This window comes from bacterium, assembly GCA_020440705.1.
Lineage (GTDB): Bacteria > Krumholzibacteriota > Krumholzibacteriia > LZORAL124-64-63 > LZORAL124-64-63 > JAGRNP01.
The window spans coordinates 1-20,397 of record JAGRNP010000025.1 but is presented as its reverse complement, the minus strand read 5'-3'; the positions used below and the strand labels follow the sequence as shown (position 1 = coordinate 20,397).

At 70.6% G+C, this 20,397-nt stretch carries 15 protein-coding genes; 7 read left to right on the top strand and 8 right to left on the bottom strand.

All coding sequences use genetic code 11. From position 1 onward, the window contains the following. Nucleotides 1-39 precede the first annotated feature (39 nt). Together KDM41_06020 and ric are read right to left on the bottom strand one after the other, a co-directional pair. Nucleotides 40-2,340 (bottom strand): nitric-oxide reductase large subunit, encoded by a 2,301-nt coding sequence (locus KDM41_06020; GenBank protein ID MCB1182971.1) that lies wholly within the window; start codon nucleotides 2,338-2,340, stop codon nucleotides 40-42. Next, the gene (ric, locus tag KDM41_06015; protein MCB1182970.1) at nucleotides 2,340-3,089 is read right to left on the bottom strand and encodes an iron-sulfur cluster repair di-iron protein; all 750 of its coding nucleotides are present in this window, start codon (nucleotides 3,087-3,089) and stop codon (nucleotides 2,340-2,342) included. The genes KDM41_06020 and ric overlap by 1 nt, the downstream gene beginning before the upstream one ends. A gap of 121 nt (nucleotides 3,090-3,210) precedes the next feature. On the opposite strand from ric, the gene KDM41_06010 reads away from it, so the two are divergent. The 3 genes from KDM41_06010 (at nucleotide 3,211) to KDM41_06000 (ending at nucleotide 6,268) form a co-directional block, all read left to right on the top strand. Then, nucleotides 3,211-3,651: an Rrf2 family transcriptional regulator gene (locus KDM41_06010; GenBank protein MCB1182969.1), complete on the top strand. Its 441-nt coding sequence runs from the start codon at nucleotides 3,211-3,213 to the stop codon at nucleotides 3,649-3,651. Nucleotides 3,652-3,879: 228 nt separating this feature from the next. Next, a complete protein-coding gene (locus tag KDM41_06005; protein MCB1182968.1) occupies nucleotides 3,880-5,292 on the top strand; it encodes an ammonium transporter in 1,413 nt (470 codons plus the stop codon). Nucleotides 5,293-5,302: 10 nt separating this feature from the next. Further along, entirely contained in the window at nucleotides 5,303-6,268 is a 966-nt protein-coding gene (locus KDM41_06000; GenBank protein MCB1182967.1) for a hypothetical protein, read from the top strand. A 69-nt stretch (nucleotides 6,269-6,337) separates the two neighbouring features. On the opposite strand, the gene KDM41_05995 is transcribed toward KDM41_06000, so the two are convergent. Continuing rightward, complete coding sequence (locus KDM41_05995) at nucleotides 6,338-8,602, bottom strand: hypothetical protein (GenBank protein MCB1182966.1); 2,265 nt, start codon at nucleotides 8,600-8,602, stop codon at nucleotides 6,338-6,340. 83 nt (nucleotides 8,603-8,685) lie between these two features. Continuing rightward, on the bottom strand, nucleotides 8,686-10,212 hold the full coding sequence (locus tag KDM41_05990) for a CHAD domain-containing protein (GenBank protein ID MCB1182965.1): 1,527 nt from the start codon (nucleotides 10,210-10,212) through the stop codon (nucleotides 8,686-8,688). A gap of 104 nt (nucleotides 10,213-10,316) precedes the next feature. Here KDM41_05990 and KDM41_05985 point away from each other — a divergent pair, with 104 nt between their 5' ends. Further along, on the top strand, nucleotides 10,317-11,498 hold the full coding sequence (locus KDM41_05985) for a 6-phosphofructokinase (protein MCB1182964.1): 1,182 nt from the start codon (nucleotides 10,317-10,319) through the stop codon (nucleotides 11,496-11,498). Between the two features lie 34 nt (nucleotides 11,499-11,532). Here KDM41_05985 and sixA read toward each other — a convergent pair whose 3' ends face one another. Together sixA and ppk1 are read right to left on the bottom strand one after the other, a co-directional pair. Beyond that, the gene (gene sixA / locus KDM41_05980) at nucleotides 11,533-12,030 is read right to left on the bottom strand and encodes a phosphohistidine phosphatase SixA (protein MCB1182963.1); all 498 of its coding nucleotides are present in this window, start codon (nucleotides 12,028-12,030) and stop codon (nucleotides 11,533-11,535) included. Continuing rightward, nucleotides 12,027-14,168, bottom strand: a complete 2,142-nt coding sequence (ppk1, locus tag KDM41_05975; GenBank protein MCB1182962.1) for a polyphosphate kinase 1 — start codon at nucleotides 14,166-14,168, stop codon at nucleotides 12,027-12,029. The genes sixA and ppk1 overlap by 4 nt, the downstream gene beginning before the upstream one ends. Nucleotides 14,169-14,370: 202 nt before the next feature. Here ppk1 and KDM41_05970 point away from each other — a divergent pair, with 202 nt between their 5' ends. From KDM41_05970 to KDM41_05960, 3 genes are all read left to right on the top strand, one after another. Continuing rightward, on the top strand, nucleotides 14,371-14,526 hold the full coding sequence (locus tag KDM41_05970; GenBank protein ID MCB1182961.1) for a hypothetical protein: 156 nt from the start codon (nucleotides 14,371-14,373) through the stop codon (nucleotides 14,524-14,526). 154 nt (nucleotides 14,527-14,680) lie between these two features. Continuing rightward, a complete protein-coding gene (locus tag KDM41_05965; GenBank protein MCB1182960.1) occupies nucleotides 14,681-15,778 on the top strand; it encodes a hypothetical protein in 1,098 nt (365 codons plus the stop codon). After that, nucleotides 15,779-19,300 (top strand): hypothetical protein, encoded by a 3,522-nt coding sequence (locus KDM41_05960; protein ID MCB1182959.1) that lies wholly within the window; start codon nucleotides 15,779-15,781, stop codon nucleotides 19,298-19,300. Nucleotides 19,301-19,354: 54 nt separating this feature from the next. Here the strand turns inward: KDM41_05960 and KDM41_05955 are convergent, their stop codons facing one another. Beyond that, the gene (locus tag KDM41_05955) at nucleotides 19,355-19,981 is read right to left on the bottom strand and encodes a hypothetical protein (protein ID MCB1182958.1); all 627 of its coding nucleotides are present in this window, start codon (nucleotides 19,979-19,981) and stop codon (nucleotides 19,355-19,357) included. Nucleotides 19,982-20,130: 149 nt separating this feature from the next. Next, the coding region (locus KDM41_05950) for a hypothetical protein (protein MCB1182957.1) at nucleotides 20,131-20,397 on the bottom strand (267 nt) is incomplete at its 5' end.

Sequence of the window (20,397 nt, the reverse complement as noted above, 5' to 3'; positions counted from 1 at the left end):
CCGCCCCCTCCGGACGCGACCATGGCCGGTCCGGAACCGTCAGGCGCCGACCCGGTCCGGAGCCGTCGCCGGGCCACCGGCCTCCGGCAGGTCGAACTCCCGCTGCACCGACCAGCCGGTCTTCAGGCCGGCCACGAACCAGCCGAGGGCCAGCACGCCCACGGCGAAGACGGTGTCGCCGATCACCCGCAGCCAGCGCAGGGTCTGCAGGTAGTCCTGCTGCATGAACTCCGCCGAACGGGCATACCAGAGGCCGTGCTTCACGCTGGCCAGCGTCTGGGCCAGCCCGACCGGGAGCACGCTGAGCAGGACCATCAGCGCCAGGCCGATGTTGATGGACCAGAAGGCGAAGCGGATCACCCCGTCCTTCCAGACCCGCCGGGCGGCCAGGCCCTTCAGGACGAAGAGCATGAGCCCGATGCCGAGCATGCCGTACACCCCGAACAGGGCGGTGTGCCCGTGCACCGGCGTCGTGTTCAGGCCCTGCATGTAGTAGAGCGCGATGGGCGGGTTGATCAGGAAGCCGAAGATGCCGGCCCCGACCAGATTCCAGAAGGCCACCGCCACGAAGCAGTAGATGGGCCACTTGTAGGCCCGGAGCCACTCTGTGGCCCGGCTGATCTGCAGGTTGTGGTAGGCCTCGAAGCCGAGCAGCACCAGCGGCACCACCTCGAGGGCCGAGAAGGTGGCGCCCAGCGCGAGCACCGCCGTCGGGGTGCCGGTGAAGTAGAGGTGGTGGAACGTGCCGATGATCCCGCCGGCGAGGAACACGTTCGTCGAGAACAGCGACGCCGCCGTGGCCAGGCGCACCGGCAGCAGCCCCAGGCGCACGAAGAGGAAGGCGATGACAACGGTGGCGAAGACCTCGAAGAACCCCTCGACCCACAGGTGCACCACCCACCAGCGCCAGTACTCGGCCATGGCCAGGTTGGTCTGGCGGCCCCACATCAGGCCCGCACCGTAGAAGGCGGCGATGGCCACGCACGAGATCACGAGCATGGTGAGCAGGGGCTTGTTGTCGTCGTTGCGCCGCAGGGCCGGCAGCAGCGCGCGCACCATCAGCACGAGCCACAGCACCAGACCCACCAGCAGCAGGATCTGCCAGAGCCGGCCGAGGTCGACGTACTCGTAGCCCTGGTGGCCGAACCAGAAGTTCTCCATCAGGCCGAGCTTCTGCATCACGCCCAGCCACTGGCCGGTGAGGGAGCCGCCCACGACGACGAGCAGGGCGCCGAAGAGGACGTTCACGCCAAGGCGCTGGAAGCGGGGCTCGTGGCCGGAGACGGCCGGACCGATGAACAGCCCGGTCGCGAGCCAGGACGTGGCGATCCAGAAGATCCCCAGCTGCACGTGCCAGGTCCGCGAGACGCTGTAGGGCAGGATGCTGTTCAGGTCCAGCCCGTAGAAGCCCGAACCCTCGACGCCGTAGTGGGCGGTCACCGCGCCCATGACGACCTGGACGACGATCAACGCCGTCACGACCCAGAAGTACTTCAGCGTCGCCTTCATCGAGGCCGTCGGCCGCAGCGCCGTGAGGGGATCCTCGGCCGGCAGGGTGGCCGGGTCGAGCTCGTGGTCGCGGTGGGAGGCGTAGTACCACGCCAGGGCGGCGATCCCCGCCAGGAGCAGAATCACCGAGAATCCGGTCCACAGGATCAGCGACCCGGTGGGCCGGTTGCCCACGGTGGTGTCGGGGGGCCAGTTGTTGGAGTAGGTCACGTCCGAGCCGGGCCGTTCGGTGACGCAGGCCCACGACGCCCAGAAGAAGAACGTGGCCAGGTCGTCGAGCCGATCGGCGCCGACCACGGTGGGGGTGCGCATGGCGTAGGCGTCGCGCAGTCCGGCCCCGGCGGGGTCGTCGCCGAACAACGACTTGACGTGGCCACCCACGGCCGCGATGGCGGCCGCGCGATCCGGCGTGACGACCAGGTCGCCGGTGGCGGGATCGTAGGTGTTGGCGCGCAGTTCGTCCTGCAGGCGCACTTCGAGTCCGGCCTGGCGTTCGGGGTCGAGCCGGTCGAACGGCACGCCGTAGTCGCGGCGCGACCAGGCGTCACGGATGTGCACGGCCTCGCGGTGCAGCCAGTCGGCCGACCAGTCCGGCGCCACGTACGAACCGTGTCCCCAGACCGTGCCCAGTTCCTGCCCGCCCGTCGACTGCCAGACGTTCTGCCCGTCGCGGATGTCGTCGCCGGTGAAGAGGACGGTGCCGTCGGTGGTCACGACCCGCGCCGGGACAGGCGGGGCCTGGCGGTAGATCTCGCGGCCGAACCAGCCGAGGACGGCGAACGAGCCGACGATGATCGCGGCGAAGGTGAGCCAGAGTTTGCGGGTGTCCATCACGCGTTTCCCTTCCGGCCGTCGCGGGCGGCCAGTTCGTCCTCCAGGCGCCGGGCCCGGGGGTGGAGGATGTTGTTCTCCTTGTGGATGTGCAGATGGAGGTCGCTCTCCATCTCGGCCAGGTCCGCCATGAGCGCCCGGTAGGTGGTGCAGCCGTCGGCGGGCGCCTCGTAGCCTCCGGTCAGTTCCCGCAGGCGACGCAGGGCCTCGCCGGCCCGGTCGTGCTCGTGCTCCATGACCCGGATGGGGTTGCCGACCGATCCGCAGTGGGCCCGGGGCACCTCGCCCGTAGTCTCCATGCGCCGGATGAGCGGGAAGAGGACCTGCTCTTCCTTCGCCAGGTGGTCTGAGATCTCCCCGCGCAGGTCGGCGAAGACGCCGGCGACATCGGCGAGTTCGGGGTGATGCGTCCCGTGGGCGTCGACGACCTTGCCCAGCAGCTGGGCGATGCGCGGCAGGATCGACTTCATGAACGTATGGTGGGTCGACTCGATGTGGTCGCAGAGGGCCGCCAGGGGAACCCGGGTCCAGTCGGCCGTGCCGGGGTCGACGCGGGTCGCGGCGGCCCGGTCGTCCGCGGCGAGGGCGGCGAGGACCTCGTCGGCGTCGTGGCCGGCGTCGCGGCAGGCGACGGCCAGCGGGGTGGCGCCGCCGCAGCAGAAGTCGATGCCGTAGTGCGCGAAGACCGCGTGGCGGCCCAGACGTTCGGCGACCCAGGTCCCGACCGTCTTCTCCGTTCCGGTGGTCATGACAGCTCCTTCGGGGGTTGGAAACCAATACCTCAACATCCAGGTTTAAGTTTGTACAACGTAAACCTGGACGTCAAGGTCTAGTTTGATTAGAATTGCGGCAACCGAGGAGGCGACGGACATGACGATCTCGAGAACGGCGGAATACGCCCTGCGGGCGGTCATCTGGCTGGCCGGCCATCCCACCGAAGCGCTTGGCACCAAAGCGATTTCCGATGCGGTTCAGATTCCGCCGGGGTACCTGTCGAAGGTGCTGCAGATCCTGGCGCGGTCCGGGATCGTCAGCTCGAGCCCCGGTCGGACGGGGGGGTTTCGCCTGGACCGGGATCCGGCCTCCCTGTCGGTTCTCGACGTTATCAGCGCAGTCGATCCGATCCAGCGCATCCACGCGTGCCCGCTTCACCTGAAGGGCCACGCCAACCGCCTCTGCCCCCTGCACGGGCGGCTGGACAAGGCCATGGGCGAAATGGAGGACGCGTTCGCCCGCTCCACCGTGGCGGAGCTGCTGGCCGAGGAGACGACCTCGCCGCCGCTGCGAGAGCTGGGATTCGACATGGTTTGACGCGTGGCCAATTTAGTCTTATTTGGATTGTGATTTAGGCTAAATGGCGTCAAAAATTTGACCATGTTGCCAATTACTTAAATTTTTTCGTTAAATCGATCGCGTTTTGGTCTATAATGACTCCGTGTAGGCCGCCGCCCCAGAGATCCGGGTCGGCGGTGCGCCTTTTCCAGGGCGATTTGTCGGTGCCGGCGTCGCGCCGCCGGTCCCCAGCACGGGAGTAACGCCATGTCGAGCAAGCCCCTCGTTCCCGCCTCCGCCGTTGCGGCGATCCTGCTGGCGGCAGCGCCCGCCGGCGCCGCCAGTGAAGCCCCCGCCCCCGACCTGGCCGCGGTCACCAGCCAGATCGACATGATCTGGCTGCTGCTGGCCGCCTTCCTCGTCTTCTTCATGCAGGCCGGCTTCGCCATGGTCGAGAGCGGCTTCTCCCGCGCCAAGAACGCCGCCAATCTGCTCATGAAGAACCTCATGGACTTCTGCGTGGGCAGCATCCTGTACTTCGCGGTGGGTTACGGGCTCATGTACGGGGCCTCGGCCGCGGGCCTGATCGGCACCGACAACTTCCTGCTGCGCAACCTGACCTTCACCGCCGAGGGGGCCGGCGAGTGGGCGGGCTTCCTCTTCCAGCTCGTCTTCGCCGCCACCGCGGCCACCATCGTCTCGGGCGCCGTCGCCGAGCGTCTGAAGTTCTCGGCCTACCTGGTCTACAGCGTGGTGCTGGTGGGGCTGATCTACCCCATCAGCGGCCACTGGCTGTGGGGCGGCGGCTGGCTGGCGAAGCTGGGCTTCATCGACTTCGCGGGCTCGACCATCGTGCACGGCGTGGGGGGCTGGGCCGCCCTGGCGGGCGCGCTCGTGCTCGGCCCGCGCATCGGCCGCTTCAACCAGGACGGCACGGCCAACGTCATTCCCGGCCACAGCCTCACCCTCGCGGCCCTCGGCGTGTTCATCCTTTGGTTCGGCTGGTTCGGCTTCAATGCCGGCAGCACCCTCAGCGGCATGAACGCCGGCATCGGCTACATCGCCGTGACCACCAACCTGGCGGCGGCGGCCGGCGCCGTCTCGGCCCTGCTCATCAACTGGATGCGCACCGGGCGGCCCTCGACCGAGATGGCCCTCAACGGCGCCCTCGCCGGACTGGTCGCCATCACCGCCGGCACCGCCAGCGTGACGCCGGCCGGCGCCCTGGCCATCGGCCTGGTGGCCGGACCGGTGCTGGTGTACGCGCTCGTGCTCATGGAGCGCGTGTGGAAGATCGACGACCCCGTGGGCGCCGTGGCGGTGCACGCCTTCAGCGGCGCCTGGGGCACCCTGGCGGTGGGCCTGTTCGCCGCGCCGGCGGCGGGCGAGCTGACGGGCATGGGCGCGGTGGCCGGCCTGTTCTACGGCGGCGGCTTCGCCCAGCTCGGCGTGCAGGCCGTGGGCGTGGGCGCCGTGGGCGCGTGGGCCTTCGGCACGGGCTACACCCTGTTCCGCCTCACCGACGCGGCCATCGGGCTGCGCGTGTCGGCCCGCGAAGAGCTCGAGGGCCTCGATCTGACCGAGCACGGCACCATCAGCTACCCCGAGTTCGGCGACCGCGTGGTGCAGGCCGAGCCGGGGCGGCGCGTCATGATGCCGGCGCCCGACGCCGGACACTAGGAGGGCCGCCATGGAGATCACCCTGCGCCGCAACGTCACCCGCCACGACGGCTCCGCGCCGTGGACCCTGCGCGCCGATCTGGCCGAGGAACTGGTGCGCCGCCGCAACGTCGTCGACATCCCGGTCCACGAGACGTGGGGCGAGGGGCGGGCCTACAACGCCGAGGTCTGCGGCTGGCGCGTGGAGGCGGCCGGGCCCTCGGGCCTGGTCGAGCCGGTGGGGCGCCTGCTGCGGGGCCTGACCAACGCGGCCCGCCTGCCGACCTACGTCTTCGTGGCCCGGCGCTCGCGCCGGCACTATCCGGTCTACACGGTGGGCGACGAGGTGGTGGCCGCCACGCCGGGCGGTCCGGTGTTCCGGCACGTCGAGCTGGCCAAGGTGCGCGACCACCTGACGGAGTACCTGCATGCGGTGGGCGAGCTGGGCGCGCCCGGCAAGAGCGACGTGCTGCACGTGCGCGGCGTGTCGGCACGCACGCTGGCCCTGGTGCGGCCGCTGTTCTACCTGAAGAAGCGCCCGAGCCGGCGCGAGGAGCACGAGTTCTGGGCGCCGGTCTTCCCCACCGCCGACGGCGACGCCATCTACACCTACGCCGCCAGCGGTCGCCGCGAGATCGAGCGCACCGGCGGCGCCGAGGTGCTGCAGCTGCGCAGCCAGGTGGCCCAGGCCCTGCGTGCGGCGGGTCGGCTCGACGACGACTTCGCGTTGCGGGCCGACCGTGTCGACGATCTGCTGTGGGTGAAGATCCGCGACGGGCTGGAGCCCGTGCCCTACGTGCTGGCGACGCGGGCGAGCGAGTTCGGCGTGTTCCGCCACGGGCGCGGCCTGGTGGCGGCCGAGCCCCGCCGGGGCGAATCGCGCTTCTCGCTGCATCTGGGGGCCGACCCCGGCGACCTGCGCGAGCGCATGGCCGCCGACCTGGTGCGCCGCGGCGTGCTGGCCCACGAGAGCGGGCTCCAGCTGCGCACCGGCTGACGGGTGCCGCTCGCGGTCTGCCGCTGAAGGGATCCGGACCCCGGCCGCGCCGCCGGGGTCCGGTTCGTTCTAGCGCCCCGCCCGCTGGTGGATGTTCGCCAGCGCGGCCTCGAGCACCTCGTCGCGCCCGGCCCGCACGCCGGCGATGGTCGGCTCCACCCGGATGTCCGGCACGATGCCCGCCCGCTGGGTGTTGCGGCGCGCGGCGTCGTACACCCCGATCCCGCTGATCATGGACGTCTCGTTGCCCGGGAAGACGAAGCGCGACACGTTGCCGTCGGCGCCCGAGCTGGTGCCGCCGATGACGACGGCCTGCGGCGCGGCGCGCCACGCGAGGGCGTGGTACTCGGCCGAGCTCTGGCTCGCCTCGTCGACGAGCACCACCACCGGCCGGTCGAAGTGGGGCGTCATGGGCTGCAGTCGCGGGCCCTCGACCCAGAGGAAGGCGCCGGGGTTGGCCGGATCGGCGCGGGTGAAGGTGACGAACGGGGTGTTCTCGGCGACGAGCCGGCCGCCCACGGCGAAGATGGGGAAGTCGCCGGGATAGGCGCGGCAGTCGAGCACGAGGCCGGGCGCGTCGGCGGCCAGGGCCTGCTCGATCCAGGTCTGCACCGAGTCGCGCTTGATCTCCTCGAGCTTCAGGTAGGCGACGCCGTCGTCGAGCAGCTGGAAGGCCGGGCCGGGCCGCGTGTGCCACCAGGCCTCGCGGTACTCCAGCTCGTCGAACTTCACGCGGTCGACGGTGACCTCCCGCTCGTCGTCGCCCCGCCGGATGGTCAGGGTCGTCCCGCCCTGCGGTCCCTGCATGAGGGCGTCGGCCAGGTCGTCGAAGCGCTGGACGTCGTTCGATGCCGAGTAGTAGGGGGCCCACGCGGCGAAGAGCTCGGCCCAGGGCCGGCCGTCCACGGCGAGCACCACGTCGCCGGGCTGCAGCGCGTCGGGCCGCGTGCCGTCGGGCAGGGTCAGGCCGCGCCACACCACGGGCTGCTCCTCGATCCACCGCACGCGGTAGGGCGCCTTGCCTTCGCGGCCCGGCGGCCGGATGCCCATGCTGCCGACGAGCTGGGCGTGGGTGTCGTTCAGGCGCGCGACGAGGGCGGCGAGCTCCAGGCCGTAGGACTCGACGGTGTCGGCGGCGAGCAGGCGCGGCACGAAGCGGCGCAGCTCCCAGGGCCAGTCCTCGCCGATGATCGCGCGGTTCGGGCACCAGTACTCGACGATGTTCCAGAAGCGGAACAGGGCGAGCAGGCGGTAGCCGCCGTCGGCGCCGAAGTCGGCGAGGGCCGTCAGGTCGGAGTACGACGGCTCGATGCCGAAGTCGGGGTTGCGGACGTTGGGCACGAAGTCGACCCAGAACTGGGCGCCGTCGGCGGGCCGCGCCGCGTGGACCTCCTTCAGCAGGGCCGAGAGCCCGGAGCCGAGCAGATACGTGTCGTCGAGCCAGGCGAGGTCGGCGGGCTGGGCCACGGCGGCCGAGTCGGGCGCCTGGGCGCAGGGGGCGCAGGGCGGAATCGGGCCGAGGTCGCGGATCCATGCCGCCAAGACCTCCTGGGCGGCGGCGAGGTCGGGCGCGGCGGCCACCCGGGGCAGCACGTCGAACAGGGCCCAGTCCCACTGGCGGCTGCCGTCGGTCACGGCCGGATGGTGGTACTTCAGGAAGCCCCACACGCGCCCCAGCAGGGCCAGGTGGTCGGCCTGGGCGTCGGTGGGCGCGGGCAGCGTGAAGCCCGAGCCGGCGGCGTAGGTCTGGTCGGTGTCGATGATCGTCACGGCCTTCGCCGCCTGGGGGGCCTCGGCCCACGGCTTGCCGTCGACCCACACGGTCAGGTCGTCGGCCCAGAGGGTGCCGGTGCCGGCGAAGAGGGCGCCGAAGACGACCTTCTTCGCCTCGGGCGAAAGCGCCATGCGGAGGCGGTACTCGGTCCAGTCGGTGGTGCCGCGCAGGCCGCGCGACTGCATGTTGTCGAAGCCCACCGCGCCGTTGGCGCCGTCCTGCCGCAGCCACAGGCCGAACCACTGCACGACGTCCGCGCTCTTCAGCCAGCCGCGCAGCTCGATCATCTCGCCCTGGCGGTCGGCGGGCAGGTTCAGGGTGACGACGGAGAAGCTGCGGGCGCTGTCGGCGTCGCGGCGCAGGCGCATGGCGCGGGCGCCGTCGTGGAAGACCTCGCTGTCGAGGTCGAGGGTGCCGTCGGGGCCGCCGCCCCAGGTGACGCCGCGGGCGGCGTCGGCCTCTTCGAAGCCGCACACGCTGCGGGCGGCGTCGCCGGTCTGGGCGGTCGCGGCGGTGGCGGTGATGAGCAGGATCGACAGCAGCACGTGGTGCGAACGCATGCGCACTCCCCCTTGTTCGCGGTGGTTGGTCGGCAGGGGGGTGAGTGTAGGAGAAAGGCGGGTCTGGCTCAACAGAAACGGCGTCAGCGCGCGTTTTTGCGTCGCCCGCGCACCAGTCGCCGCAGCTTCCTGCGGCAGCCCCTGCCCGCGACGGCGTCCCAGGCCGCGGCGAAGCGGTCGCACTCGGCCTCCTGCCGGGCGGCGAGGGCGGTCGTCAGCGCGTCGGCCGCGGCGAGATCGGGGGCCAGACGGGCCAGTTCGCGGCGCTGCATGGCGGCGTCGTTGTGGGCGCCGAGCACGTCCTGCAGGGTGCGCAGGCGGTCGAGGTGCGCGCCCACGGCGTCGGCGCGGTACAGCGACGCGAAGAATTCGACCACGTAGCGGTGGCGCTTGGCCGCGATGCGCACGCGATGCAGGTCGGCGGCGGCCGGCCGCGGGCCGAGGGTGTCGCCCCGGGCGCGCAGCCGCTCGTACGAGCGCAGCAGAAGGCGGTCGGCCTCGGGCCCGACCCGCCGCCGGGCCCGCTTCGGCGGCTTGGCGCCCTCGACGCCGAGGTGGGCGGCGGCCCAGTCGAGCACGGCCAGGAAGTGGGGGTCGGCCAGGCGCGCGTCGAGTTCGCGCCGGCACAGGGTGCGGGCGTCGGCGGCGCGGGCGAAGACGAGCTCGGCCTCGTCGTGGCGGTCGGCGGGCAGCAGGGCCACGAGGTCGTCGCGCTGCTGCAGGAAGACGTCCAGGTCGCGCAGCCGGTTGGTGGCGCCGCCGAGGGCGCGCAGCAGATCAGTGGCCTCGTCGCGCAGGCGGGCGGGCAGCAGGCCCCGCGCCTCGGCCACCCAGGTGCGCAGCCGCCGCGTCGCGACCCGGAAGTCGTGCAGGAACTCGGGGTCGATGTCCTGCTCGAGGCCGCGCCGGTTGGCGCGCATGCGCCCGACGAGCGCCATGGCGATGGCGGCCCCGGCGGCGCCGGCGCTCCGGCGGGGATCGAGGTCGAGCCGGAAGCCCTTGGCGTAGCCGCCGGGCTCGAGGCCGGCGCGGGCCATGGCCGGCACGAAGAGGGTCGGGTCGATGGTGCGGTAGCCGCAGCTGCGCAGCAGGCGGGCCAGGCGGTGGCCGCCGGTGGTGCGGTCGTCGGCGGGCGCGGCCGCCACGACCTGCAGGAAGGGACGGGTCGCGGCCCGGCGCACCTGGTGCAGGTCGCGGTGGTCGATGAGCCAGGCGCGGCCGGTCTTGGGATCGACCCAGCGGTCGGTGTGGGCGGGCCCCTCGAGGGTGACCAGATGCAGCACGGCGCGCACGCCGACCACGGGGGCGACCAGGTCCTTGAGCGGCCCGTCGGGCCAGTCGCGCACGAAGCGGGAGGGCAGGGTCGTCAGGCCCTTGATGCGGGCCACGCGTGCGCCGTCGGCCTGGTCGCGCAGCACGAGATCGTTGACGTTCTGGGTCAGCACCCAGCCCCGGGCGTGGAGGCGCCAGTCGAAGGTGTCGAAGAAGCGCCGCCGCAGCAGCCGGGCCGCCCGGTGGGTGGTCCGGTGGGCCTCGGTCCGCGCGGCGAACTCGCGGGGGGCGTCGGGGTGGGCGGCGCCGAAGAGGTGTCGTGGTTGCCTGGGTGCCATGTCCTCTCCCCGTTTCCTGCCGGCCCAGCACGCCGTGGACGCTCGACCCGGTACCCGTTATGATAGCAGCGATCGGTACCCCGTCGCCTTCCGGAAGGAACCTCATGGCCGACCACAACGGCATCCCCCGCTGCATCGGGATCCTCACTGCCGGCGGCGACTGCCCCGGCCTGAACGCCGCCATCCGGGCCGTGACCAAGGCCGCGATCCACGACCACGACATGAAGGTCCTGGGCATCGAGGACGGCTTCCGCGGCCTGGTCGAGAACCGCATGCGGCCGTTGGCCTACCGCGAGATGAGCGGCATCCTCTCGCAGGGCGGCACCATCCTGGGCACCTCGCGCGACAAGCCCAACAAGATGCCCATGGGCGGCAAGGTGCTGAACATGGTGGGCACGGCGGTCGAGAACGCGCGCACGGCGGGCATCGACTGCCTCGTGTGCCTGGGCGGCGGCGGCACCCAGAAGAACGCGCTGCTGCTGGCCGAGGCCGGCCTGAACGTGATCACCCTGCCCAAGACCATCGACAACGACGTGGGCCTGACCGACGCCTCCTTCGGCTTCGACACCGCCCTGTCGATCGCGACCAACGCCATCGACCGGCTGCACACCACGGCCACCAGCCACGACCGCATCATCCTCGTCGAGACCATGGGCCACCGCACCGGCTGGATCGCCCTGGGCAGCGGCGTGGCCGGCGGCGCCGACGTGATCCTGATCCCGGAGATCCCCTACGACATCGGGGCCGTGGCCGAGTACCTGCTCGACCGGCAGCGGCGCTTCGGACGGCGCTTCTCCATCGTGGCCATCGCCGAGGGCGCCCTCTCGCGCGAAGAGGCCGAACGCTCGGCGCAGAAGGCGGTCGAGAAGGCGGCGCTCCCGCCCGAGCCCGAACTGCCCGAAGACCTCGACGGCTACAAGCTGGTCAAGGAGTCGCTGGCCAGCCGCATCGCCCGCGAGGTGCAGGGCCTGACCCGCACCGAGGCGCGCGTGACGGCCCTCGGCCACGTGCAGCGGGGCGGTTCGCCCACGGCGCGCGACCGCCTGCTGGCCACCAAGCTGGGCACGCGGGCGGTCGAGCTCATGGCGAGCGGGACCTTCAACGTCATGGTGGCGGAGCGGAGCGGCGACGGGGTGGCGGTGCCCCTGACCGAGGTGGCGGGCGTGCGCAACATGGTGCCGCTGGACCACCCCTGGATCCGGGCGGCCCGCACGACGGGCACCAACCTCGGCATCGACGCCGCCGAGCTCGACGCGCTGGTGGCGGCGGCGCAGGCGGCCCGCTGAGCGCCGTCGCAGCGGCCGCGGCCTGGCGCAAACGTCAGCGCGCCAACACCTTGGGCGGAATCAGCCAGATCAGGTCGCCGGCCAGGCCGGAGAAGCCGCTGAAGAGGTCGACCCGCGCCAGGCCCCCCTTCTTGAGCACCAGGTTCGAGCCCCCCGTCAACCGCGAGACCACTTCGCTGAAGTCGGGCTCGTGCCCCACCAGCATCAGCGTGCCGCAGTGGCCGTAGCCGTCGAGCAGGTCCTTCAGGTCCTTCACCACGAACCCGGGCCCGAGCACCTTGGCCTCGTGCACCTCGTCGGCCAGGCCGAGGGCCTCGCCCACGATGTCGGCCGTCTGGCGGCAGCGGGCCAGGGGGCTGGTGAGGATCACGTCGCACCCCAGGTCGAGTTCGGCGAGGGCGGCGGCCTGGGCGGCCATGCGTTCGCGGCCCTCGTCGGTCAGGGGGCGCAGGCGGTCGTCGTCGCCGAGGTAGGCCGAGCGGTCGGCGCGGCCGTGGCGCAGGAAGTACAGGCGTCGCGTGGTGAAGCTCATGGGACGGACTTGCTCCTCTGTCGGTAGAGCCACTGCTGGGAGTCGATGGGTTTCTCCTTGGCCCGCGGTCGGGTGCGGGCGTAGTTCCCGTCGGCGTCCATCAGGCGCGCCTTCACGTTGTCGTGCTGCGCGGCCCACAGGATCTCGTCGCGGATGCGCGCGATCAGCCGTTCGTCGCGCACCGGCGCCAGGGTCTCGACCCGGCGGTTCAGGTTGCGCGTCATGATGTCGGCGCTGCCGATGTAGACCTCCTCGTCGCCGCCGTTGGCGAACCAGAAGGCGCGGCTGTGCTCGAGGTGCCGGCCGAGGATGCTGCGCACCGTGATGATCTCGCTCAGCCCCGGCACGCCCGGCCGCAGGCAGCACAGCCCGCGAATGATCAGCTCGATGCGCACGCCGGCCTGGGAGGCCTCGTACAGCAGGTCGATGAAGGGCTGATCGACCAGCGAGTTGAACTTGAAGATGAGATGGCCGCCGCGGCCCTCGCGGGCGTGCTCGATCTCGCGCCGCACCTTGTCCACCAGCTTCTCGCGCAGGTTCAGGGGCGCCACCAGGAGCTGCCGGAAGTCCTTCAGCTTCGAATAGCCCGTCAGGTAGTTGAAGACGTCGGTCATGTCGGCGCCGATCCCGTCGTCGCACGTGAGCAGGCCGATGTCCTCGTAGTGGCGGGCGGTGGTGTGGTTGTAGTTGCCCGTGCCCAGGTGGGCGTAGCGGCGCAGCTCCTCGCCTTCGCGGCGCACCACCAGCAGCATCTTGGCGTGGGTCTTCAGGCCCACCAGGCCATACACCACGTGCACGCCCTCGCGCTCGAGCATCTTGGCCCAGCCGATGTTGCTCTCCTCGTCGAAGCGCGCCTTCAGTTCGACCAGCACCGTCACCTGCTTGCGGTGCTCGCGCCGCGCCTCGAGCAGGTACTTCACAACCGGCGAGCGGTTGCCCACGCGGTAGAGCGTCTGCTTGATGGCCAGCACCTCGGGGTCGCGGCAGGCGGTCTTCAGGAGCTCGATCACCGGATCGAAGCTCTCGTACGGGTGGTGCAGCAGGATGTCGCGCTCGCGGATCGCCGCGAAGATGTCGCCCTCCATGGTGTCGACGCGCAGGTTGGACGGCGTCACCGGCGGCTCGGGCTCGAACTTGAGGTCGAAGCGGTCGATGTCGTACAGCTGCATCAGGCCGCCCATGGGCAGGGGCCGGTCGACCTCGTAGATGTCGTTGTGGTTCACGGCGAGGTTGTCGACCAGGATCTGCCGCGTGTCGGCCGGGACGTCCTTCTCGAGGGCCAGGCAGATGACGGGGCTGAAGCGCCGCACGAGGATGTTCTCGACGATCTTCTCCTGCAGGTCGGTGGCCTCGAGGTCCTGCAGGGCGATGTCGGCGTTGCGCGTGACGCGGAAGCCGTGGCTGCGCACGATGGTCATGCCGGGAAAGAGCTCGTCGAGGTAGTTGGCGATGACCTGGTCGAGCCAGACGAACCAGTGGTTGTGGGGCACGGTGCCGTCGCGCCGCTCGCCGCCGCTCGAGCGCTTGATGGGCACGAGCAGGGGCAGGGTCGAGGGCAGCTTGATGCGGGCGAAGCGCTCCTCGCCGTCCTCGTCGCGCACGATCACGGCCAGGTTGTGGCTCAGGTTCGAGATGTGGGGGAAGGGGTGCCCGGTGTCGACGGCCTGGGGCGTGAGCACCGGGAAGATGGTCTGCTTGAAGTACGCCTCGACCTGGCCCACCTGCTTGTCGTTCAGCTCGGCGAAGTCGAGGATGCGGATGCCCGCGTCGGCGAGGGCGGGCTGCAGCACGTCGCGCCAGTGGTCGCGGGCGCGGTCCATGAGGTCGGAGGCCACCTTGCGGATGGCGACGAGCTGCTCGGCGGCGCCCTGGCCGTCGATGCTGAAGTCGACGATGCCGGCCCGCTTCTGCATGACCAGCCCGCCGACGCGCACCATGAAGAACTCGTCGAGGTTCGAACCCAGGATCGAGAGGAACTTCACCCGCTCGAGCAGGGGGTTGGCCGGGTCCATGACCTCCTCGAGCACCCGGTACTGGAACTGGAGCAGGCCGAGCTCGCGGTTCAGGTAGCGGTCGCGGGGCTCGACCGGCGCCGCGGGGCGGGGCGTTTCCGCTTCGGGAGTGGCATTCTCGCTCATGGCACCTGCATTCGTTGCGCCCAGCGGCCGGGACCGGCGATAGGCGCTGGTCATGGTATTCCAACCCGTCTATTCTATACTGCGAGTCGGGCTCGGGCGCTGCCCGGATGGGGATTTACAAAACATTAATCATGGTGTTCTCCGGTCCGATATCCGGGGAAACGGGCGGCGGCGCGGGGCCGCCGACGGGAAGCGGGGTACCATGGCGAAAGCCATCTGCAAGTGGACCAAGGCCCAGTACGTCAAGCAGCTCGACAAGCTGATCGAGATCGTCAAGGAGCCCACATACATCTGCAAGGACTGCGGGCGGGTCGCCAACGACAAGAAGTGGCTCTGCAAGCCGGAAAAGATGCCCTGACCGCCGCCCGCTCGCCACGCTCCCGCCATCCCCTCTCCTTGTCCTAAAGATTCCCCGTGCCCGGGGTACGCCTCTTGCGATACGCCGACGTGCGCCCCCCGCCGGACAGGCCGCCGGGCGGCGCCAGCGACCGGAAATCGCCGAGAGAGGCCCCATGCACGCCAGACTGCCCCGTCCGGCCCGGCACGCCGGGACGGCCGCGACATTCCGAATCTTCCTGGCCGCGGCACTTCTTGCCGCCCTGCCGGCGTGGTCGGCGGCGGCGCGGCCCGGCCTGGGCTTCCTGCAGTTCTCGGTGCAGGACCTCGAGGGCGAGTTCATCCCCATCGGCGAGGTCGAGTTCTGCCTCGACGACGCCGACGGCTGCCTCTACGCCGACATCGACCGCGGCTTCCCCGGCCACTTCAACATCAACAGCCAGGACCTGCTGCCCGACCGCGACTACACGGTGATGATCTACACCATGGACGTGCGCGTGATCTACGAGATCCGCGGCTGGCGCTTCGTGCCCGAGGACTACGACCGCGGCTGGGACAAGGTGCTCAACTGCGAGAAGTTCCTGGTGTACCCCCAGTTCCGGGGCGACCCGCAGGGCCGCATGGAGTTCCGCATCGACGTGACCCTGAACCCCGTCTGGGAGGAGCGCGCCGGCGCCGCCTTCACCATCGAGGAGCCCGACCCGCTGAAGTTCCCCGACGTGCTCTTCACCGCCCAGATCGTGGGCCAGCTCGGCGACCGCTTCGGCGAGGACCCCGAGGCGGGCGTGATCGGCGCCAGCGCCGGCTGGCAGCTCGGCCTCACCTGGCGCCACGGCTACCCCGAGCGCCACGTGTGGGACGAGGGCTGGGTCACCAGCCGCGAACTCACCCTCAGCTACGGCCAGAACCGCTACGAGACGGCGTCGATCATGGCGCCCGGGCGCACGGGCGACGTCACCTTCCACCGCCTGGAGGTGAGCTACGGCCTGTCGCGCATGAGCCAGTCGCAGGTGCTCCACTACGGGGTGGCGGCGGTGCTCAGCCTCGGCGGCATCTACGACGGCCACGACGTGCTGAAGTACCTCGACCGCACCTATCACCTGCGCGGCGTCGGCGTGCGCGGGCATTTCCGCAAGATGTTCCTCTCGGGCGGCGGGCTCGAGGTGGGCGCCGTGCTCGAGGCCGGCGCCGTGTACTACCCCGCCGACACCGACCAGCACGACTTCTGGTCGGGTCTGGCGCCGACCGCATCCCTGGGCCTGGTGGTGTTCTAGATGACGACGCGCCGCGCACACCGCCTGATTCCGCTGCTGCTGGCCCTGGGCCTGGCGGGCCTGCTGGGCGTGGCCTGCGACCGCGCCGACAACGACTGGGACCTGTACGATCCCGGCCTGAAGCGCCTGGCGGTGGTCACCGACACGCTGGTGCTGGCCGAGGGCGGCGCCTCGCGCACCTTCCGCCTGTCCCTGCTGATGGTGCCCGACGACACGGTGCGCGTGCTGGTGGCGGCCGACGACTCGCAGATCGTGGCCGAGCCGGACACGGTGGTGATCGTGCCCATCGACGACGACTGGGCCCGGCCGCGCACGGTGTCGGTGCACGCCCTGGACGACCGCATCGACGAAGCGACGGCATACACGAGCGTCTCGCTGGCGGTGGTCTCGCGCGACGTGGACTTCGACGGCCAGGGCGGCGACGGCCTGGTGCCCGTGGTGATCGTCGACGACGACTCGGCGGGCGTGCACGTGTCCGAGAGCGCGCTGACCCTGGTCGAGTCGACGGGCGGCGCCGTGGCCGAGACCTACCGCGTGCGCCTGCTCTCGCAGCCGGTGGCCGACGTGACGGTGGACGTGACGGCGAGCCCGGTCGACCCGTCGTTCCACGTCGACCCCGTGAGCCTGGTCTTCACGCCGGCCGACTGGAACACCGAGCAGGAGATCCGCCTCTGGGCCGAGCTCGACCAGGTCGACGCCGACAACATGGTCTTCACCCTCGATCACGCCGCCACCTCGGCCGACCCCGTGTACGACGCCTTCCCGGGCATCGCCGCGGTGACGGTGCAGCTCTACGACGACACCCTGCCGCCCACGGCGAGCCTGGCCCTCGCGGTGCCCGGCAACACGACCCTGGTCGAGTCGGCCGGCACCACCAGCCTCGACGTGGTGGTGAGCCTCGACCGCTCGAGCGTGCTGCCGGTGACGGTGAACCTGGCCACCCGCGACGACGGCGCCACCGGCGGGGCCGACTTCGTGGCCGTGGACACCGACCTGGTGTTCGCGCCCGGCGGCGCCCTGAGCCGGACGGTGTCGATCGCGGCCCTGGACGACGTGCTCATGGAGGATCCGGAGGACTTCCAGGTGTTGATCAGCGCCGTGGCCAACGCGGTGGTGGGCGAGGCGAACCGCCTCGACCTGACCATCGTCGACGACGACCGCGTGACCCTGAGCGTGGTGGGCGTGGGGGCCGACGAGGACGCCGGCGGCGCCGGCTTCCGCGTGAGCCTGCCCTTCGCCGTGCCCCTGCCGGTGGTCTTCACCCTGATGACCGCCGACGGCACGGCCACCGCGGGCGCCGACTACACGGCCCTCGCCGAGGAGTACGGCATCCCCGCCGGCAGCACGGTGCGCTTCGTGCCCCTGGCCGTGGTGCCCGACGGCTTCCACGAATCCGACGAGACGCTCACCGCGACGCTGTCCGGCGTGTCGGGCAACGCGTCGTGGGACGGCGTGACGGCGAGCCTGACCATCGCCGACGACGACCCCCAGACCGTGACCCTGACCGCCGCGCCCATGAACGACGGCACCTCGCGCGGGTGGTTCCGCCTGCGCCTGGCCCACCCCTACGACCACGACGTGGGGCTGACCCTGAACACCGTCGACGGCGACGGCATCGCGCCGGCCCTGGGCCAGGAAGACGCGCGCGGGGGGCCCGACTTCGTCGTCCAGACCTCGCGGGCGTGGACCCTGCGCGCGGGCGTGACGGCCGACTCGATCGGCGTCGACCTGATGCAGGACAACGCCGCCGAGGCCGCCGTCGAGTATTTCCGCCTACGGGTGAGCGCCGCCACCGAGCCCGAGTTCGTGGGCCTGGAGGCCCTGGCCGCCCTGGCCGACGCCGACCAGCCGCAGATCGTGGTCACCGACGCGACCGTGACCGAGGTCGACCCCCAGGCCGCCTTCACCGTCTCGCTGGTGAACGACGTGGGCAACCCCGTCACCAGCCAGGCCGACGTGACCGTGCACATCGCGACCGTCGACCAGACCGCCACCGGCGACGTGGACTACACCGCCACCGCGGCCACCGTGGTGCTGCCGGCGGGCAGCGCCGGCGTGGCCTTCAACGTGCCGATCCTCGACGACGCCCACGACGACGACAACGAGACCTTCGTGCTCTCGCTCACGGCGCCGGTCAACGCCGGCATCGCCGACGACGGCTCGGCGCCCTTCTGCCTGCTGGTGGACAACGAGTTCCCGTCGATCAACCTGGGGCAGACGGTGTTCGCCGAGAACGAGGGCTCGACGCACCGCTTCCGCATCTTCCTGACCACCGCCCGCCAGGACCCGACCAGCTTCGTGCTGGCCCTGGACCAGGGCAACTCCGGCGGCGCCGGCGTCGACTACACCTTCGCCGCGGCCGGCGGCGGCGTGGTGCCGCCCTTCACCACCGAACTCTTCTTCGACGTGCCCTACCTCGACGACCAGCTCGCCGGCGAGCCCGTCGAGACGCTGCAGGCGCGCATCCTGAGCGCGGGGGTGGCCCTGGGTGTGGAAACCCTCGACATGCAGATCATCGACGCCCCGGCCCTGAACATCGCGCCCGACACGGGTCCCGAGGGGTCGAACCTGGTGTTCGACGTGTCGCTCACCGCGGCCTCGACCGCCGACATCACCTTCAGCGTGCAGTACTCCAGCGGCACCGCCAACGTGCTGACCGACATCGTGAGCACGGCCACGGGCCCGTTCACGATCCCGGCCGGCGCCACGTCGTTCGCGGTGGTGACGCCCACGGTGGCCGGCGACGGCGGCGACCTCGCCGTCGAGGACTTCGTGATCACCGTCATCAACCCGGTCAACGCCACCCTGGGCGCCTTCAACAGCGCCACGGGCCAGATCACCGACACCGACCCGTCGCCGCTCTACCTGGCCGGCGACGCAACGGCCCTCGAGGGCGACGCGGTGGCGTTCACGGTGCAACTGGCCTGGACCAGCGAGGCCGACGTGCAGTTCCAGGTGGCCTTCAGCGACGGCACCGCCGCCGGCGCGGGCATCGACTACGTCGACACGGGCACCGGGCCGTTCACGATCCCCGCCGGCGCCTCGAGCACGGTGGTTTCGGTGCCGACGACGGCCCTGGACGGCCCCGAGCTGGCCGTCGAGGACTTCACGATCACGTTGATCTCCCCGGTGAACGGCGCCATCGGCGCGCCCGCCACCGCCACGGGCTTCGTGCAGGACGGCGACCAGCCCCTGCTGACCATCCCCGCCGGCGACACCGCGACCGAGGGCCAGGACATGCAGTTCACCATCCACCTGGACCCGCCGACCATCGTGCCGGTCTTCTTCGACCTGGTCTTCAGCGACGGCTCGACCCAGGGCGCGGCCGACTTCGTGCCCTCGAGCACCGGCCCCTTCTCGATGATGCCGGGCACCGCCGACACCACGATCACCGTGTCGACCATCGACGACGCGATCTTCGAGAACACCGAGCAGTTCGTGGTGCGGGTGGCAGCGAACCCGACGAACGCCCGGGTGGGGACGCCGGCGCAGGCCAACGGGGTGATCAACGACAACGACTAGGGGAGGGCCTCTTGCGGGTGTCGCATCGACCTCCCCCGGACTCGGGACCCAGTCCTACAGCGGCGTCCGCACCATGAACCGGATGGTCAGCATGGTCCGCGACTCGTCGACCCGGTTGACGCGCAACTCGTTCTCGAGGGAGAACATGTGGGCCCGGACCTCGGCGCCGAGTTCCAGCCCCTCGAGAGCCGGATACGTGAACCCCGCGCCCAGGACCGAGCCGAGCTGGTTCTCGTCCGGGAAGTTGTAGGTCATCCGATCGCCCCCGATGATCTCGGTGCGGTCGGAGATCCGGACCCGGTAGTGCCCGAGCCCGCCCAGCCCCCAGAACTGGAACTCGCCGGGAGCCCCGAACGACAATCTCAACTCCGCACCGATGCTCTGCGCGGACACGTCGCCGCCGGAAGCCAGCTGGTAGTCGGAGATGTGCAGATGCTCCTGCACCGCCTCCTCGCTCAGCACGACCTTGCCGTACCCCGCACTGGCCGCGATGTCGAGATGGGGGACGAGGGCGACGACCATGGACGCGCCGAAGGAGATCCCCGGGTTGTAGAAACCATTGAGCTCGCCGACAGGGACGGCGAGGCCGCCGGTGTATTCGAGGGCGACGCCGGCGGTGGTGAGCGTGGGGGAGCAGGTCAGGGTGGCGAGGAGGGCTGTGATCAGGATGTGAATTCGCATGTTGTTGCCTCATCGGCCGGTTTACTCTGTGCTTCATCGGCAAATCTGGCCGGCGCGGAACTAGTCATACCAGAGGCGCTACAGACTGCTTTGTCAGGTTAAAGCGCTTTCCACTTAGCTTTGCCCTCGATGCGGGCTCTCCTAAAAAACTAAGCAACTCCGCCGTCAAGTCGCTCGAGAATCCGCAAGCAATGTTCGTGCATCGGATCTCTCTCCATCCCCATTCGGGCATACTTAAGTGCTTTCTCCTGATTCTCTTCCTGAAGAAACAGCCATGCCAATCGACTCAGAGCAGTTGCATCCAGTTGGTCAGCAAGCGCCTCCATATGCCGCCTTACTCCAGCAATGTAGACTCCCCGTCGCGTTCGAGAGATAGCGTGCTTGTTTTTGTCTATAAACTGGCATAGCTTCATCGA